General features: G+C 62.0%; 15 protein-coding genes and 1 tRNA gene. 7 read left to right on the plus strand and 9 right to left on the minus strand.

The window, feature by feature from the left end; all coding sequences use genetic code 11:
- The first annotated feature begins 196 nt into the window (after positions 1-196).
- A complete protein-coding gene (locus tag ACTNB1_RS12990; protein WP_441170033.1) occupies positions 197-436 on the plus strand; it encodes a phage-shock protein in 240 nt (79 codons plus the stop codon).
- A 2-nt stretch (positions 437-438) separates the two neighbouring features.
- Here ACTNB1_RS12990 and ACTNB1_RS12995 read toward each other — a convergent pair whose 3' ends face one another.
- Both ACTNB1_RS12995 and yedF read right to left on the minus strand, forming a co-directional pair.
- A complete protein-coding gene (locus tag ACTNB1_RS12995; protein WP_441170135.1) occupies positions 439-696 on the minus strand; it encodes a DUF3343 domain-containing protein in 258 nt (85 codons plus the stop codon).
- Entirely contained in the window at positions 696-1,295 is a 600-nt protein-coding gene (gene yedF, locus ACTNB1_RS13000; protein ID WP_441170034.1) for a sulfurtransferase-like selenium metabolism protein YedF, read from the minus strand. Before yedF ends, ACTNB1_RS12995 begins: the two co-directional genes overlap by 1 nt.
- Positions 1,296-1,481: 186 nt before the next feature.
- Between yedF and ACTNB1_RS13005 the strand changes: the two genes are divergently transcribed.
- Entirely contained in the window at positions 1,482-3,272 is a 1,791-nt protein-coding gene (locus tag ACTNB1_RS13005; protein WP_441170036.1) for an FtsW/RodA/SpoVE family cell cycle protein, read from the plus strand.
- A complete protein-coding gene (locus ACTNB1_RS13010; protein ID WP_441170037.1) occupies positions 3,259-4,629 on the plus strand; it encodes a penicillin-binding transpeptidase domain-containing protein in 1,371 nt (456 codons plus the stop codon). The genes ACTNB1_RS13005 and ACTNB1_RS13010 overlap by 14 nt, the downstream gene beginning before the upstream one ends.
- Before the next feature lie 40 nt (positions 4,630-4,669).
- Here the strand turns inward: ACTNB1_RS13010 and ACTNB1_RS13015 are convergent, their stop codons facing one another.
- From ACTNB1_RS13015 to selA, 4 genes are all read right to left on the minus strand, one after another.
- Complete coding sequence (locus tag ACTNB1_RS13015; RefSeq protein WP_441170039.1) at positions 4,670-4,948, minus strand: GNAT family N-acetyltransferase; 279 nt, start codon at positions 4,946-4,948, stop codon at positions 4,670-4,672.
- A 33-nt stretch (positions 4,949-4,981) separates the two neighbouring features.
- Positions 4,982-5,077 (minus strand) — tRNA-Sec (locus ACTNB1_RS13020).
- Between the two features lie 13 nt (positions 5,078-5,090).
- Positions 5,091-6,839, minus strand: a complete 1,749-nt coding sequence (selB, locus tag ACTNB1_RS13025) for a selenocysteine-specific translation elongation factor (RefSeq protein WP_441170040.1) — start codon at positions 6,837-6,839, stop codon at positions 5,091-5,093.
- On the minus strand, positions 6,836-8,185 hold the full coding sequence (gene selA / locus ACTNB1_RS13030) for an L-seryl-tRNA(Sec) selenium transferase (RefSeq protein ID WP_441170041.1): 1,350 nt from the start codon (positions 8,183-8,185) through the stop codon (positions 6,836-6,838). The genes selB and selA overlap by 4 nt, the downstream gene beginning before the upstream one ends.
- Positions 8,186-8,395: 210 nt before the next feature.
- Here selA and ACTNB1_RS13035 point away from each other — a divergent pair, with 210 nt between their 5' ends.
- The gene (locus ACTNB1_RS13035) at positions 8,396-9,832 is read left to right on the plus strand and encodes a 4Fe-4S dicluster domain-containing protein (RefSeq protein WP_441170042.1); all 1,437 of its coding nucleotides are present in this window, start codon (positions 8,396-8,398) and stop codon (positions 9,830-9,832) included.
- A gap of 52 nt (positions 9,833-9,884) precedes the next feature.
- On the opposite strand, the gene ACTNB1_RS13040 is transcribed toward ACTNB1_RS13035, so the two are convergent.
- Genes ACTNB1_RS13040 through ACTNB1_RS13050 form a run of 3 tightly spaced genes read right to left on the minus strand, consistent with a single transcriptional unit; the run spans position 9,885 to position 12,692 of the window.
- Positions 9,885-10,568, minus strand: a complete 684-nt coding sequence (locus ACTNB1_RS13040) for a hypothetical protein (protein ID WP_441170044.1) — start codon at positions 10,566-10,568, stop codon at positions 9,885-9,887.
- A gap of 47 nt (positions 10,569-10,615) precedes the next feature.
- Complete coding sequence (locus ACTNB1_RS13045; protein ID WP_441170045.1) at positions 10,616-12,022, minus strand: Sapep family Mn(2+)-dependent dipeptidase; 1,407 nt, start codon at positions 12,020-12,022, stop codon at positions 10,616-10,618.
- A 16-nt stretch (positions 12,023-12,038) separates the two neighbouring features.
- Positions 12,039-12,692, minus strand: coding sequence for a helix-turn-helix transcriptional regulator (locus ACTNB1_RS13050; RefSeq protein ID WP_441170047.1), 654 nt, complete (start codon positions 12,690-12,692; stop codon positions 12,039-12,041).
- A 130-nt stretch (positions 12,693-12,822) separates the two neighbouring features.
- On the opposite strand from ACTNB1_RS13050, the gene ACTNB1_RS13055 reads away from it, so the two are divergent.
- From ACTNB1_RS13055 to ACTNB1_RS13065, 3 genes are all read left to right on the plus strand, one after another.
- Positions 12,823-13,344 carry a transcription repressor NadR gene (locus ACTNB1_RS13055; protein ID WP_441170048.1) on the plus strand — a complete coding sequence of 174 codons (522 nt, stop codon included), beginning with the start codon at positions 12,823-12,825 and terminating at the stop codon, positions 13,342-13,344.
- A 141-nt stretch (positions 13,345-13,485) separates the two neighbouring features.
- On the plus strand, positions 13,486-15,159 hold the full coding sequence (locus ACTNB1_RS13060) for a Na+/H+ antiporter NhaC family protein (RefSeq protein WP_441170050.1): 1,674 nt from the start codon (positions 13,486-13,488) through the stop codon (positions 15,157-15,159).
- A gap of 83 nt (positions 15,160-15,242) precedes the next feature.
- Positions 15,243-16,469: a hypothetical protein gene (locus ACTNB1_RS13065; RefSeq protein WP_441170052.1), complete on the plus strand. Its 1,227-nt coding sequence runs from the start codon at positions 15,243-15,245 to the stop codon at positions 16,467-16,469.
- The last annotated feature ends 23 nt before the right edge of the window (positions 16,470-16,492 follow it).

The raw sequence follows: 16,492 nt of genomic DNA on the forward strand, positions 1-16,492 counted from the left end.
GTTCGGGTTTTTCGTGCCCCCCCAGGCCTGAGCATCCGTATGTTAGAAAGAGACCCGGCCCGCCGCACACCAGGGGCGCGGCGCCGGTTTTTCATATAAGGATCCTGCACCGAAATTTTATGAGATTTTAAGGATCCTTTTACGGCGGTTTCACATAGTGGTGGTACACTGGTCCCAACAAAGGAGGAAAGAACCTATGGTGACTTTATTGAGCCTGTGCCTGATCTGCCTGGCCGCACTCATTTTCATCCCCGTGGTGCTGGTCCTGGTGGGCCTGCCCTTTCTGCTGATGATGGCCCTGCTGCCCTGGCTGCTGCGGATCGTGGGTGTGGTGCTGCTGCTAAAAGCTCTCTTCGAGCAGCCCGTCCGGTGGGAGAACTTCATGCCCGCCATCATCGCGTTCGCCCTGTCCATCCTCATCGGCTGGATCGTATGACCTTACAGCGGCTCCGCCCTCAGGGCGGGGCCGCTGCCCGTTATGGCGTAAAAGGCGTACTCCCCCGGTTTCAGGGCAGAGTTTGCCAGAGCCTGCCGCACCGACTCCAGATCCTCCGGCGGGAAGCGCAGGGCCATGCCGCAGCCCAGGGAGATCTCCCGCAGCACCGGCATCACCCGCACCGGAGCCACCGGCTCCAGGGCCTTCTGGGCGCAGATGGCCCCGTGGGTGGAGGAAAAGGTGATCAGACCGTAATCCATCACAGGCTGATGACCTTGGTGGCCTTCTGCATCCGGGTGACGATGTCGTACATATTGCTCACCGTGCCCACCTTCAGCTGGTCGGACAGGCCGTAGAAATTCAGGCAGGTGCCGCACACCAGGATCTCCGTCCCGGCGTCGGACAGGGCCTTCAGGTGCTCCACTACCTGCTCGTCCAGGGTGGGCAGCTTGACGCCTGCGTTCATGAACAGCACTGCTCCCGGCTTGTCCTCGCTTTGGGTCAGGGTATAGAAGAACATCCGTATCAGATTGGTGCCCAGCTCCCGGTCCCCGTCGCCGATGATGTCCCGGCCCACGAACACCGCCCAGTCCGCGCCCGGAGTGGGCAGAGGGGAGCTGACGGCCTCCTCGCAGGCGGCACAGCCCTCGCCCTTGACAAAATCCAGGGCGTAAGCGCCCGCCTCCTCCCGGACAGCGGCCTGGAAACCTTGGTTGTCCGCCAGCCGCTTCAGGTTTTCCACAGCGGTCTGGTTGTCCACCAGAATGGTAAAGGTCTCCGCCCCTTCCGACATGGCCTTTTTGGCCATGAGCACAGGCGTGGGGCAGGGTTTGCCCTTGGCGTCGATGATCTGTGACATGGTAATACCCCCTTTTTCTTGAGGACATTATACTATCTTTGCCATGTTCCGCGCAAGTGTGGGAAAAACGGTGGAAAATGTGAAGAATTTTTTAAAAAAGCGGGAGGGCGACGGCCTCCCGCTTTTTTATCCGGGGAAAATGTGCTATACTGCTCAACGACAGAACTGTGAAAGGAGGTGAGCGGAATGGACGCGCTCATAGGCTGGATCGTGGAAAATGAGGTGGCCTGCGCCTGGTTTACTTCTATCGTGCGCTTTGTGTTCCCCATCCTGGCCCTGCTCATCCTGGTCCGCACCATCCGCTCCCTGCTGACGGTGCCCTGCCTGCCGGAGGTGTGGGCCTACCTTACCCTGCCCAACGGCGCCCAGGAGCCCCTGACTCACTGGGAGAATATTCTGGGCCGGGGCGGCAATTCCGACGTAATTTTGAACTATCCCGTGGTGTCCCGGCAGCACGCCGCCCTTATACGCAGTGAGGATGACACCTGGACCGCCTACGACCTGGGCTCCAAGGGAGGCGTGGCGGTCAACGGGAAGGAGATCGACGGCTCCGCTCAGGTGCAGTACGGCGACGTCATTGCTCTGGGCGGCGTGGAGACAGTGCTTCTTCCCCTCTCCCCGGAGGAAAAGGCCAAGCGGCGGGAGAACCGCCGCCGTTCCCGGCCGGTGTCCCCTTGGCTGGGTTTGGTGCTCCTCACCGTGTTTCAGGTGCTCACTGCCCTCCAGCTCACCATCAGCGAGGGCGAGAACGCTACCGCCATGATCCCCCTCACCTTCCTGCTGTTTACCGGCGTGATGTGGCTCTACTTCCTGGTGCTCCGAGCCACCGGACGGGTGGGCTTTGAGATGGAGACCATCGCCTTCTTTCTGTCCACCCTGTCTCTGGCGGTCACCTGCTCCTCCAATACCGGGGCCTTGTTCAAGCAGTTCCTCTGCGTGGTGCTGGGCCTGGTGCTCTTTTTGGTGCTGGGCATCTTCCTCCGGGACCTGGACCGTACCCGGCAGATCCGCTGGCTCATGGCCGGGGCGGCCATCGTTCTGCTGAGTCTGACGGTGGTGCTCTACGCCGCCGGACTCACCGAGGCCAAGTACGGCGCGGCCAACTGGCTGAGCATCGGCGGCATTTCGGTCCAGCCCTCGGAAATCGCCAAGATCTGCTATATCTTTGCTGGCTCCGCCACCCTGGACCGGCTGTTCCGCAAGCGGAACCTGGGCCTGTTCATTGTCCTTACCGGCGTGTGCCTGGCCTGCTTGGCCTACATGAGCGACTTCGGTACCGCTGCCATTTTCTTCGTCACCTTCGTGGTCATTGCCTACCTCCGCTCCGGAGACTGGGCCACCCTGGCTCTTATCTGCGGCGGCGGTGTGTTCGCCGTGCTCACCATTTTGTCGGTGAAGCCCTATATCCTCAGCCGGTTTGCCACCTGGGGCCACGCCTGGGAGAACGCATCAGTGGGCAGCGGCTACCAGCAGACCCGCACTATGTCGGCCGCCGCCTCCGGCGGCCTGGTGGGTGTGGCGCCGGGAGAGGGCTGGCTCCACAATGTGGCCGCCGGCGACACCGACCTGGTCTTCGGCATGCTGTGTGAGGAGTGGGGGCTGATCATCGCCGTGCTGGCGGTGATGGCCATTCTCACCCTGGCGGTTTTCGCCGTCCGGGCCAGCCGGGCGGGCCGGTCCACCTTCTACATCATCGCCGCCTGCGCCGCCACCTCTATGATGGTGTTCCAGACCTGCCTCAACGTGTTCGGCGCAGTGGATATCCTGCCCCTCACCGGCGTTACCTTCCCCTTTGTGTCCAACGGCGGCACCGCCATGATCGCCTCCTGGGGCCTGCTGGCCTACCTGAAGGCCACAGATACCAGACAGAATGCCAGCTTTGCCATCCGCCTGCCCTCCCGAAAAGAGGAGCGGGGCGGCGCCCGGCTGGCTCCCAGAAGAACGGAAGAATGGGAGGCGGACGATGAAGAAGATTGAAAAGCGTACCTTCCTCTGCCTGCTGCTGGCCGCGGTCCTGCTGGCGGGCACCGGATTCTTCGTGTTTCGCTTCGTGCGCTACGGCGGGCGGTGGGCCTCCTTTTCCGCCAACCGGCATTTGTATAACAGCCAGGGTCAGCTGGCGGTGGGCCGGGTGCTGGACCGGGACGGGGACGTGCTCTCCTGGGTGGATGAAAACGGAAACCGGAAGTACTATGACGGGGCCACCGTCCGAAAGGCCACTCTCCACGCTGTGGGAGATGCCCAGGGACGCATCGGTACCGGGGCCCTGGTGGCCTTTGCCGACAAGCTGTCCGGCTATAACCTGTTTACCGGAGCCTACTCCCCCCTGGGAGCGGGCAACGACCTTTACCTCACCATTGATGCCCGGCTCAACTACATCGCCTATGAGGCCATGGGAGGCAAGAAGGGAACGGTAGGCGTGTACAACTATGAGACCGGCGAGGTACTGTGCATGGTGTCCTGCCCCACCTACGATCCCCTGAACCCGCCGGAGAACGTGGAGGACGACCCCGCCTACGAGGGCGTGTACCTCAACCGCTTCCTCTCCGGCACCTTCCCGCCCGGATCGGTGTATAAGACGGTGACCCTGGCCGCCGCCATTGAAAACATCCCCGACCTGTTCTCCCGCACCTGGACCTGTACCGGCTCCACGGTGGTGGGAGGCGAGACCATCACCTGTCCCAAGGCCCATGGAGAACTGGATATCTCCTCCGCCCTGGCCAACTCCTGCAACGGAGTATTTGCCCAGCTGGCGGCGGAACTGGGCCCGGAGCTTATGAAGCAGTACACCGAGCAGGCGGGGCTCACCTCCTCCTACAGCGTCAGCGGCCTGAATACCGCTGCCGGGAAGTTCGACTTCTCCGGCACCACCGGTCAGCTGGGTTGGGCGGGCGTTGGCCAGTACAACGACCTGGCCAACCCCTGCGCCATTATGGTGTACATGGGAGCCATCGCCCAGGGTGGCAAGACAGCAGTGCCTCAGCTGGTGCTGAAAACGGAGAACCCCCTGGGCCTGCCTTCCCTGCCCACCCTCACCAAGCACACCAAGTCTTTGGTCAATACCGACACCGCCGCCGTCATGGCGGACATGATGGCCAAGAATGTCACCGATACCTACGGCTCCAGCCGCTTCCCCAATATGGACATCTGCGCCAAGAGCGGCACCGCCGAGGTGGGAGGCGGCAATGCTCCCCACGCCTGGTTTGCCGGCTTCCTCCGCAACGAAGATGCCCCCTACGCCTTCGTGGTGCTGGTGGAGAACGGCGGCTCCGGCTCCGATGTGGCGGGCACCGTGGCCGCCAAGGTGCTGGACGCTTTGGTCAACGGATATTAAAAAACAGAGAGAGCCCGTGTGGGCTCTCTCTGTTTTTTTGTTACGGCTCTGCCAGCAGATCGCGCTGCTCGGGGTGCGTCTCAAACCACTTTTTGGCGTAAGGACAGGTCAGCACCGCCTTCAGCTCCCGGGCCCGGATCTGATCGGCCGCGGCCTGGACCAGCTTGCCCGCCACCCCCTGACCCTGGAGGGAGGAGTCCACGAAGGTGTGGTCGATGTTGACCACGTCCCGGCGCACCTGAGGAAAGGAAATCTCCGCCACCAGACGGCCTTCCTCATTTTCCGCCCAGATCCGGCCGTTTTTCTGCTGAAAGTTCATCATATGCCTCCTTTTTGAGTTGATTAGACATTATGGCGAGGGCGGGTGCGGATCGAACACACCGGGACGGGAACGCCGTCCCCAACGGTTTTGAAGACCGCGGGGCTCACCAGATACCCTTCCGCCCCCATATGAGGGGAGGTCACGCAAACCTGCGGCCCTCCCCGGTTTGTTTTGTCACGCCGGTCTTGTCCCAGTACTCCAGCAGCATCAGGGCATATTTCCGGGATACTCCCAGCGTATCCCTGGCCTGGGCCAGGGTAAATACCTCTGTGCCAAACCGGCTCTTCAGCTTGTATAGCCCCGCGTCCAGACAGGCGGCGTGGACCCGGAAGCCCTTGCACACGACCACCAGGACGCCGCGGTCGGTGAGGGCCCGCCGGGCCAGCTTCAGCTCTGCCGTCCGCCCGGGATAGGCGCACTCTATTGCCTTGTCTTCCGACGGAACCAACCCGAGATCTCTGTAAAGGGATTCTACTTCCCGGTCCAGCGGGCTGCCGCCGGAGGACGGGGCGGGCAGGTCCAGCTGGGCCATAAACCTCTCCGCCGCCCCACGGGGCAGGGCGGGAAACAATCGATCCCGAATGGCGGGAGCGTTCAGACCCTGCTTTTGCAGCTCCAGAGCCTGGATTCGGTATGCTTCCAGTGCCGCCCGGGACAGAAACCAGCCCTCTCCTTCCGGTGCGCCGATAGCCCGGTAAGGGGCGGGATCCTTGGGGTGAAGGGGCGTGTCTCCCGCCTCGGACAGCCGCCGGGCGGCGATGGCCTGTGGATCTCCCAAAGCTCGGATACGCAGACCTTCCAGCCGGTTGGGGTCCTTCCGGCCCCGGCGGGCGGGATGGGCCTCCAGGATGGTGCCGCCCCCCAGAGTAGCCAGAGGGGAAAAGAACCGCACCACGAATTTATCCTCCTCCAGCACCGCCAGAGGCTGGTCCAGCCGCAGCTGGGCAAAGCCGGTCTCGCCGGGCTGGAGCACGTCCCTGCCCAGCAGCACGCACCGGCAGACCACCGCCCGTGCCCCGTGGTGGAGGTGGAGTTGGGAGTTATTTTTGATGGGATAGGGGGAATCGGGCAGCAGGGTGAGGGACACGTCCATCTGGTCGGTGACCTCCAGGCCGTCAGGCGGGGCCAAGGTCATGCCCCGGGCCACATCCTCCGTCTTGATCCCCGCCAGATTCACCGCCGCCCGGACCCCGGGGGGCAGCTCCGCAGCCTTGGCCCCGTGGCGCTCCAGCCCACGGACCTTGGCCCGTGTATCTCCCGGCCACAGCCGCAGGTCCATACCCTGCCGGATAGTACCGCCAGTGAGGGTGCCGGTGACCACCGTGCCGCTGCCCGCCACCGAAAACACCCGGTCGATGTGGAGCCGGGGGGTATCGGTGAGCGCAGGTGGCGGCAATGCGTTTGCCTGGGCGTCCAGGGCGGAGCGCAGCTCCGGCAAACCCTGGCCGGTCACAGCGGACACCGGAATAATCGGCGCGCCCTCCAGGAAGGTGCCCTTCACCAGGGCGGCCACCTGCTCCCGCACGCCGTTTTTTTCCCCCAGATCTGCCCGGGTAAGGGCTATTACGCCCCCTTTGACCCCCAGCAGAGACAGAATAGCCAGGTGCTCCCGGGTCTGGGGCATGGGCCCTTGGTCGGCGGCGATGGCTAAGAGGACCAGATCCATTCCGGCGCAGCCGGAGAGCATAGTGGGAATGAATTTCTCATGCCCCGGTACGTCCACGATGCTTACCTTCCGCCCGCTGGGCAGGGTAAGAGGGGCAAAGCCCAGTTCAATGGTCAGCCCCCGGCGGCGCTCCTCCGCCAGCCGGTCGGTGTCCACTCCCGTCAGGGCCTTCACCAGAGCGGTTTTGCCGTGGTCCACATGGCCCGCGGTGCCCAGGATCATGGCCTCCCCTCCTTCCAGCGGGCCAGGGCGGCGGCAATGACCACCTCGTCACCCGGCAGCAGGGTACGCACATCCAGCAGCAGCTTTCCCCTGTGGATGCGGCCGATGACGGGGGTCTCCCACCCCCGGAGGAAGCGCTCCAGCTCCTCCGCCGGGGTGAGGGCTACCGCCCAGCCCGGGAGGGTTATCCCGGGCATGGAGCCGCCTCCGGCCTCTCCGGGGCTCTCTATCACCTCACAGGGACACAGAGGGGCCAGCAGGGCTGCCAGGTCCTCCGCCTGTTTGCGCAGAGTGTTCCCGTCCATCCCCAGCATGGCCGCCCCCGGGGGCAGGACCCCGTCCCGCCAGTCCATCAGGGTGGCCTCCAGGGCGGCCAGGGACAGCTTGTCCAGCCGCAGAGCACGGGCCAGCGGATCGGACTTGATTTTGGCGATCAGGTCCGCTTTTCCCAGCAAAATGCCCGCCTGAGGTCCCCCCAGCAGCTTGTCTCCCGAGAAGCAGACCACATCCGCCCAGCGCACCGCTTCTTCCACCGTGGGCTCCCCGGGGAAGGGACCGGCGGAGAGGGCGCCGCTGCCCAGGTCGCACAGCAGAGGGACGCTCTTTTCCTGGGCCAGCTCCCCCAGCTCCGGCAGCTCCGCCGCCTGGGTAAAGCCCACCACCTTAAAGTTGCTGGGGTGGACCTTCAGCAGGGCTTGAGCCGCACCGGAGTCCAGGGCGGCGGCGTAGTCGGACAGCTTGGTCTTGTTGGTGGTGCCCACCTCCACCAGGGTGGCCCCGCTGCGGGCCATGATGTCGGGTACCCGGAAGGAGCCGCCGATCTCCACCAGCTCTCCCCGGGAGATGGCCACCCCCAGGCCAGGGGTGAGGACGGACAGCATCAGCAGCACCGCCGCGGCGTTGTTGTTGACCACATAGGCCCCCTCCGCCCCGGTCAGCTCTTTCAGCAGAGCCTCCACCCGGCCGGTACGGCTCCCCCGCTTGCCCGTCTCCAGGTCGTATTCCAGGTTGCAGTAGCCTGCCGCCGCCTGACGGACGGCCTCCGCCGCCCGAGAGGAGAGAGGCGCACGGCCCAGGTTGGTGTGAAGGGGCACTCCGGCGGCGTTGACCACCCGGGTGAGCCCGGGCCGGGCCAGGGTATGGGCCAGTTCCAGGGTGCGGACGGCGGCCTCTGCCTCTGTAGGGGCATCCTCCAGAGCTCCGGCCAGCAGCCCCTGCCGGGCCTCCTCCAGCACCTGCCGGGCGGCCCGGCGCACCAGAGCGTAAGGCAGGGAGCACCCGGCCAGCTCCGGCCGGGCCAGCAGCACATCCATTTTCGGCAGGCCGGACAGCCCCTTTCCCGCCATAGCGCACACCTCATTTCCAACGGTTTCTTTTGCAGTATACCATATTTCAGCAAACGGTAGCGTATAAACTTTATGGTTTTCAGAAAAACCCTTGCAAAATCGGCCAAGAAAAGGAATAATTGCAATTGACAGAAGAGAGGCAAAACAGGTATCATCAAATTGTGAAAAAATTGACGATATGATCTGGTGAGGAGAAAAGGAGCGACTGACATGCGGGTATTTGAGACACATGTGCAGGAACTGAAAAACGACGTGCTTCGCTCGGTGGCCAAGCTGGCCTGGGCGGACGACCTGCAGACCGGGATCCTGGACATCCCCGAGCAGCTTATCCCCGGCCCGGAGGCCAAGATGCGCTGCTGTATTTATAAAGAACGTGCCATTATCAGCCAGCGGGTGAAGGTGGCTATGGGCGGCGACCGGACCAACCCCAACCTGGTAGAGGTGCTGAGCATCGCCTGTGACGAGTGCCCGGTGACCGAGATCAGCGTGGGTCCCTCCTGCCGCGGCTGTATCGCCACCCGCTGCGTCCACGCCTGCCCCAAGGACGCCATCACCGTGGTGGACCGCAAGGCACAGATCGACCACAAGAAGTGCATCACCTGCGGCAAGTGCGTGGCCGCCTGCCCCTATGGCGCCATTGAAAAGAAGACCCGCCCCTGCGAGCGCAGCTGCAAGGCCGGGGCTATCTCCATGGGGGAGGATAAGAAGGCCTTTATCGATCCCAACAAGTGCACCTCCTGCGGCGCCTGTGTGTACCAGTGCCCCTTCGGCGCCATCATGGACAAGTCCTTCATCGTGGACGCCATCCAGATGCTCCAGGGTGCAGACAAGTGGGGCTTCCACGTGTATGCCGCGGTAGCGCCCTCCATTGCCGGCCAGTTTGCCCCCGCCGACCTGGGTCAGGTGGTCACCGGCCTGAAGATGCTGGGCTTCCACGACGTGGTGGAGGTGGCTCTGGGCGCCGACATGACCGCCAAGCATGAGGCGGTGGAGCTGGAGGAAAAGGGCATGCTGGCCTCCTCCTGCTGCCCGGCCTTCGTGGACTTTGTGGAGAAGAATTTCCCTGAGCAGGCCCATTTGATTTCCTCCACGCCGTCCCCCATGATCATGGCCGCCCGGAACATCAAGAAAAAGGACCCCTCCGCCAAGGTCATCTTCATCGGGCCCTGCGTAGCCAAGAAGAAAGAGGTCAAGCTGGGCAAGACCATGCGGGCGGTGGACAGCGCCCTCACCTTCGAGGAGCTGTACGCCATGTTTGAGTCCCGTGACATCGACGTGTCCAAGCTGGACTTTGCCGATCTGGACCAGGCCAGCGGCTTCGGCCGGTCCTTTGCCCGCAGCGGCGGCGTTACCGCGGCTGTGAAGGAAGCGCTGGCCGAGCGGGGCAGCAAGTTTGAGGTCAAGCCCATGCCCTGCAGCGGGCTGGAGGCCTGTAAGCTGGCTTTCCTGAAGGCGGCCAAGGGCATCGGCGATTTCAACTTCATTGAGGGCATGGCCTGCGAGGGCGGCTGTGTCCAGGGCCCCGCCCAGCTGATCCGCTCCCCCAAGAACCAGGGAGATGTGGACCGCCACGCCAAGCAGGCGGAGGGCCGCACCATCGAGGAGGCAGTGGCTGCCGCCGAGCAGGTTCAGAACGAGGAAGCGTAATGTGGAAAAAAGAGCCCCGCCGGATCACTCCGGCGGGGCTCTTTTTTCATACTCAGCCCAGATTGTAGTCGATGACCAGGGCGTCCACAGCCCAAAAATCCTCATCGGGGATGGTCCAGTAGTCGTCATCCCCCAGGGCCACCTGGACCAGGAGGGTCTGGGGCTCCAGATAGTCCAGCTGAGGCAGCTTCTCATAGGTCAGATCCATGAACAGCTCCACCCACTCGACCTCGTAGGCCATATACTCCTCGTCCGTCATCTGGTCGGGATAACGGCTGTTGAGCTCGTCGGCGGCGCCGTTGTTGAGCTCGTCAGCCACCTGATGGAAGATGTCGATGGGCTCCACAGTCACCTTCACGCCGAAAGTGGTGTCGTCCACCTCAGAGGCCGATTCCACCGTGTACTTGGAGTGGGCGTAGATCTGCCGGTACATGGCGCTCAGCTCCTCCAGCAGACGGTCCTGCTCCTCCTGAGACAGCTCGCTCTCCACAAAGGAATCCAGGAAGAACTGAGCCTCGGTCTCCATACTGCCGGCATAGACCTCCTCCGTCTCCTCCTCTGTGCTGTCAATCAGCTTCAGGAAGTCGGGGTCGGCTTTGCCCAGGTAGTTTTCATCCAAAACACCCTGGACATAGAGCTGGGCGTCGTCAGCGCTGAGGCCGCCGCCGCAGGCAGATAGGGGGAGCAGCAGCGCCAGGGACAGGGCCAGAACCAGTGCGGTGGTCTTTCCTTTCACGGTCACTCATCCTCTCATCTTCAGTTGTTAGTTGTTATCTGTTTTTGTCAGGAGCACAGATCAATAATGGCCTGGGTGAAGATCTTGGCGGCGGTGAGCTGGTCGGCAATGCAGGTGTGCTCGTCAGCGCCGTGCATGTTGCCGTTGAAGCCGGGCATGCAGCAGCCAAAGGCCACGCCGCCGGGAATTTCATGGACGTAGGTGCCGCCGCCGATGGCCAGACACTCGCCCTTGTTGCCGGTATACTGCTCGTAGCAGTTGAGCAGCGTCTTCACCAGCGGAGAGTCGGCGGGGGTGTGGTGGGGTTCCTGCATGTCGCCCTCAGCGCTCAGGCCGAATTTGGCAAAGGAGGCCTCGGCAACCTGCTTGCAGTTCTCCTCATTGGCGCAGATGGGCACCCGGCTGTCGAACTGGCCGGACAGGCCAGTGGGGGTGACCTCCAGCAGGGAGAAGGCCAGGGTGAGAGAGCCGGAGATCTCGTCGGACTGGGCAATGCCCAGGGCTTTGCCGGCGCAGTCCCCGTGGGGGAACAGGGCATTCAGGGCGTGGAGGGCGGCGGTGGAGCCCACCTTGGCCAGAGGCAGGGCGCACAGCAGGTCCAGCAGGGCGGTGATGGCGTTGTTGCCCTCCTCCGGGGTGGAGGCGTGAGCGCCCTTGCCCTTGCACAGAATGTGCAGGTCGTCCCCGTCCTCCTTCAGCTCATAGGCGGCGCCGGTGCGCTCTGCCGCAGCGTCGCAGTAGGGCTTGGCAGCCTCGGCGGACAGGCCGGCCACCACACAGGAGGCCTCCGGCGGCAGCACGTTGATGCGGAAGCCGCCGTGGAGCTCCTTCACCCGGGGAGTGGCCTCCTCGACGTCCCAGCTCTTGGTAAAGACTGGCTTGTAGCTGCCCTTTTCGATGTTGATCAGGGGGAACTCGGCATCGGGGGAGAAGGTATAGGCGGCATAGGGCTCCTTGCTGTAATAGTAGGCCAGATCCTCGGAACCGCTCTCCTCGTCGGTGCCCAGAATCAGCCGGACGTTGTGCTTCAGAGGTACGCCCAGATCCTTCACCGCCTGCATAGCCATTAGCGCAGCGCAGGCGGGACCCTTGTCGTCGTCGGTGCCCCGGCCGTAGAGCATGCCGTCCACTTCCTTGGGATTGTAGGGCTCAGTCACCGTCCAGCCGGTGCCCTCCCCCACTACGTCCAGGTGGCAGAGAATGTGCAGAATGGTGTCCTTGTCATTCAGGTCCACCGTGCCGGCATAGTTGTCATAATTCTTTACGGCAAAGCCCAGCTCGCTGGACAGCTTCAGGGCCTCATCCAGAGCGGCGGCAGGGCCGGGGCCAAAAGGCATGCCGGGCTGCGCATCCTCCCGGACGCTGCGTACCCGTACCAGCCGGGAGATATGCTCCACCAGCTCAGCCCTGCGGCGGGGGTCATTAAAGTAAGCTTCGATCTGCTGCTTGTACATAAAGGGTGTTCCTCCTTTAATTGCTTTCACTGGGGTCTTCTTCGCCGGCGGCGCCCGCCAGCTCCCCCAGATATTTGTAAACTGTATACCGGGAAACCTGAAGCCGCTTGGCCACAAAAGGTACCGATTTCCGGAAGGAAAAGGCGTTTTTCTGGTCCAAAAGGGCGATGATCTTCATCCGGTCCCGCTTGTTCAGCGCGTTTACCGGCTTGCCCACTGCCGCCAGACACTCGTCAAACAGATTGCCCAGCTGCTGGTCCCCTCCGTGCCACATGGCGCTCTGCAGGTCGGCCTCGGCGCTCATCAGATCCACCAGGATCCGGTTGGCGTATACCAGAGAGGAGTAGTCGAAATTGATGCCCAGCGCCAGGTTGTAGTCCTCCCCGATCAGGTGAAAGGTACTGCTCTTGATCTGCTGGCCGGAAGGCGTGGTGGCGTACAGATTCACAAAGTCGGTGACCAGAGCATCCTGATCCAGCTCCCGGATTGTTCCCAGAATGTCCATGGTGGAGCCCACCGTCCGGCCGGAGACATGTCCGTTGTAGATGGACAGAATGGGGTGGCTGGGATCCCCCATGTCGTGGACCAGGGTCTCGCAGGTGGAGCCGAACATCTCCGCGATTCCCCGGGCCGTCCGGTCCAGAAATTCAAAGGCTTCCTCTCGATCCATTGTGACGAACCTCACCCTCCCATCCAAACAGTATCATACCGAACATATTGTACTGTGGCAGAGCGGAAATTGCAAGGTGATTTACACGCCGGGGCGGAACTGCTATACTGAGAAAAAAGGAGGAACGGCCATGGTGGAACACAGCGGAGCGGAGCGCCGGGCGGCGGTGGCCCGGGTATTGGAGGAGGCGGCGGGGCCGGTGAGCGCGGCGTCGCTGGCCCGGCAGTTTTCTGTCAGCCGGCAGATCATTGTGGGCGATATCGCCCTGCTTCGGGCCGGAGGGGCCGGTATTCTGGCCACGCCCCGGGGCTATGTGCTGGAACGGCGTCAGGAGGGCGTGGTGCATACGGTAGCCTGCGTCCACACGCCGGAGCAGATGGAGGCCGAGCTCACCGCCATCGTGGACGCCGGCGGCGAGGTGGTGGACGTGATCGTGGAGCACCCTGTTTACGGCCAGCTCACCGGCATATTAGGCCTGCGCAGCCGATATGATATAGGGGAGTTCATCCGGCGGGTAGCTGAGCACGGGGCCCGTCCGCTGTCCGATCTCACCGGCGGTATCCATCTGCATACTGTCCGGTGTCAGGACGAAAAAAGTTTTCAAAGAGTGCAAAAAGCACTTGCAAACGAGGGCTTTTTGCTTAATATGTGAATTTAACATAGTGAAGCGCCGGCGGAATTGTTAATTTTGACAAAAAAGTATTGCCAAATTATGAATAATGGTGTATGATTAAGTACGAATCCTTGGGTTGGGGAGGCTTTTAGGATTCGCAATTTATAAGGGAGGGTTATTATGAACTCACCACGTACAAAACGGTTTGGCAAGTTCCTGCTCGTCCTGTTTGCATTGGCCTGCATCATGACATTGGTCGTCTTTGCTGAGGGCGAAGAGGCTGCTGTCAGCCGGTTCTTCGGCACGCCCTGGTCTCTGCTGCCCCCTGTGGTGGCTATCGTCCTGGCGCTGATCACCAAGGAAGTGTATTCGTCCCTGTTCCTGGGCATTATCGTTGGCTTCCTGCTGCAGGCCGACTTTAATCCCGTCAATGCCTTCAATCTGTTCATCACTGACCTGGGCAGCAACATCGGCGGCAACGCCGGTATCCTGATCTTCCTGGTCATCCTGGGCACCATGGTGGCCCTGATGATCCGGGCCGGCGGCTCCAAGGCCTACGGCGATTGGGCTGTTGCTCACATCAAGACTAAGTCCGGCGCTCTGTGGGCCACCTTCATCCTGGCCATCGTGCTGGGCGTGGATGACTACTTCAACAACCTGACCACCGGTAACGTGATGCGTCCCGTCACCGACGGCCACCACATTTCCCGCGCTAAGCTGTCCTACATGTGCGACGCTACCGCCGCTCCTGTTTGTATCATGATGCCCGTGTCCTCCTGGGCTGCCGCCGTTACCGGCGTCATCAACAACGAGGAGCTGGGCTTCCAGATCTTCCTGCGGGCCATCCCCTATAACTACTATGCCATCCTGACCATGGTGTTCATCATCGTCATGACCAGCCTGAACGTAGACTACGGCCCCATGAAGAAGCACGAGGACAACGCCTCCAAGGGCGACCTCTACACCACCCCCGAGCGTCCCTTCGCTGGTGTGGAAGAGATGAAGTTCAACCCCGCCGGCAAGGTTATCGACCTGGTCATTCCCGTTATCATCCTGATCATCGGCTGCGTGGGCGGCCTGATCTACGCCGGCTACCTGAACGGCGGCACCACCCTGCTGGACATGTTTGCCAACACCGATGCCTTCTTCGGCCTGCCCTTCGGCTCCGGCATCGCTCTGATCGTCAACTTCATCTACTTCATCTGCCGCCGCTCCATGAAGTTCACCGAACTGATGGACTGCCTGCCTGAGGGCTTCAAGCAGATGGTTCCCGCCATCCTGATCCTGTGCTTTGCCTGGACTATCGGCGGCGTGACCCGCTACGGCCTGGGCGCTCCCGAGTTCGTGGCCAACTTCGTGGATATGCACCTGCGTCACCTGGAGAACTTCCTGCCCGCCGTTATCTTCCTGATCGCTATGGGCCTGGGCTTCGCCACCGGTACCTCCTGGGGCACCTTCGGCATCCTGCTGCCCATCGTGCTGGACGTGTTCACTCCCGGCGGCTTCGACAACCTGACTGCTGAGGCCCTGAGCGAAGTGCCCATCCTGATGGTTGGCGTGGGCGCCACCCTGGGCGGCGCCGTCTGCGGCGACCACTGCTCGCCCATTTCGGATACCACGATTATGGCATCCTCGGGTGCTCAGTGCTACCACCTGAATCACGTGGCCACTCAGCTGCCCTACGCTATGACCGTGGCTGCCATCTCCTTCTTTAACTACCTGCTGACTGGTCTGATCATCGACTTCGTGCCCCAGATCTTCTGCCTGCTGATCGCTATCATCTCCACCGTGTTGGTGATGCTGATCATCGGCAAGATGAATCACTCCATGACCCGTCACTCTCAGCGCGACTGAGATACATAGCAGACTGAGTGCGCCGGCTCCCGCTAACAGCGGAGCCCCCGCTTCCTATATCAGAAGTCAGGAGACATGATGCCATGTTCATCACCATACGTCAGACCCAGGCCAATGGAAAGAACCTCTTTCAGGTGGAATCAGAAGGCCGCATCCTGTACAGGGCCCGCACCCCTTGGGCCGACATTCGTGCTCCTTTCCAGCTGGAAAATCTGCGGGAGATGACCTTTACCGACGCTGAGGGGAATGAGGTATTCCACACCGCCTACAATGTCCTGGAGAATACCGTCCATACTGCAACCAGGTACAAATATCTCTTCGGAGCTTCCTCCAAACTGGGAGAGTACCAGGTGGTGGACGGGGATGGCACCGTGCGCGGCGCCTTTTACACCCAGATCGACGCCCCTTTTACCACCCAGATGACCATCGACTGCGGGGAGCGGACCTATGCCTGCTATGGCCGTGCCCTGGGCAAGATCTATGTCATCAGTGTGTTTGAGGGGGCGCGGCAGGTGGCCCAGATCACCAAGCCCTTGGACGTGTGGAACCGGCTGGACATTTACTATCTGCATCTGGATGACGGGTATCGGAGCCTGCTGTCTATCCTCAGCTTTTTCACCGTCTACGTGGACGCCCGGCGGTTTGACCGGCCGGGCCAGATCACAGCGGCGTCGGTGGAAAAGAACTGGAGCTATACCTTTGACCAAAATAACGACCGGTATGACCCGGACTGGATCCGCCGCACCTTTGGACAGGGGGCTGCCGACCACCTGGACTATCTCCTGCATAAACACCCGGAGCGGCCGCCGGCAGATCCGGAGCGAGCCAGGAAGCACCGGCGTCTGGTGATCGGCATCGTGGCGGCCGTGGTGGTGATCATTCTGATCGCCGTGGCGGCCATGGCCTGGCTGCTGTTCCGGCCCAAGACCGCCCTGCAGCCGGAGGACTTTGCGGCACAGATGGATGGGTACGGGTATACTGTCACGGAGGGCACCCCGGAGGGGCTGGGCAGCGGCTGGGAGCTGGCCTATGAGGCAGAGAAAGAGGGATACAGTCTTTGGTATCTGTCCTTCCCCACAGCAGAGGCGGCAGAGCGATTTTTTGCCCGGACAAAAAACCAGATGATGGCGGAGCGGACCGGCTCATATCTTCAGACCAGTACCAATCTGCTCAACAGCCAGAGATACAGCCTGACCTCTGGTGGCATCTATTCTGCAGTCTCCCGCATTGATGGTACAGTGATCCTGTGTACTGTGTCGGAAGAGGATAAGGATGCAGTCAAAAAAACCTTAAGTGATTTGGGCTATTAAAAAAACACCCTGCTTCCGCCAAG

It is taken from the genome of Flavonifractor sp. HCP28S3_F3, from assembly GCF_052065355.1.
Classification (GTDB): Bacteria; Bacillota; Clostridia; order Oscillospirales; family Oscillospiraceae; genus Flavonifractor.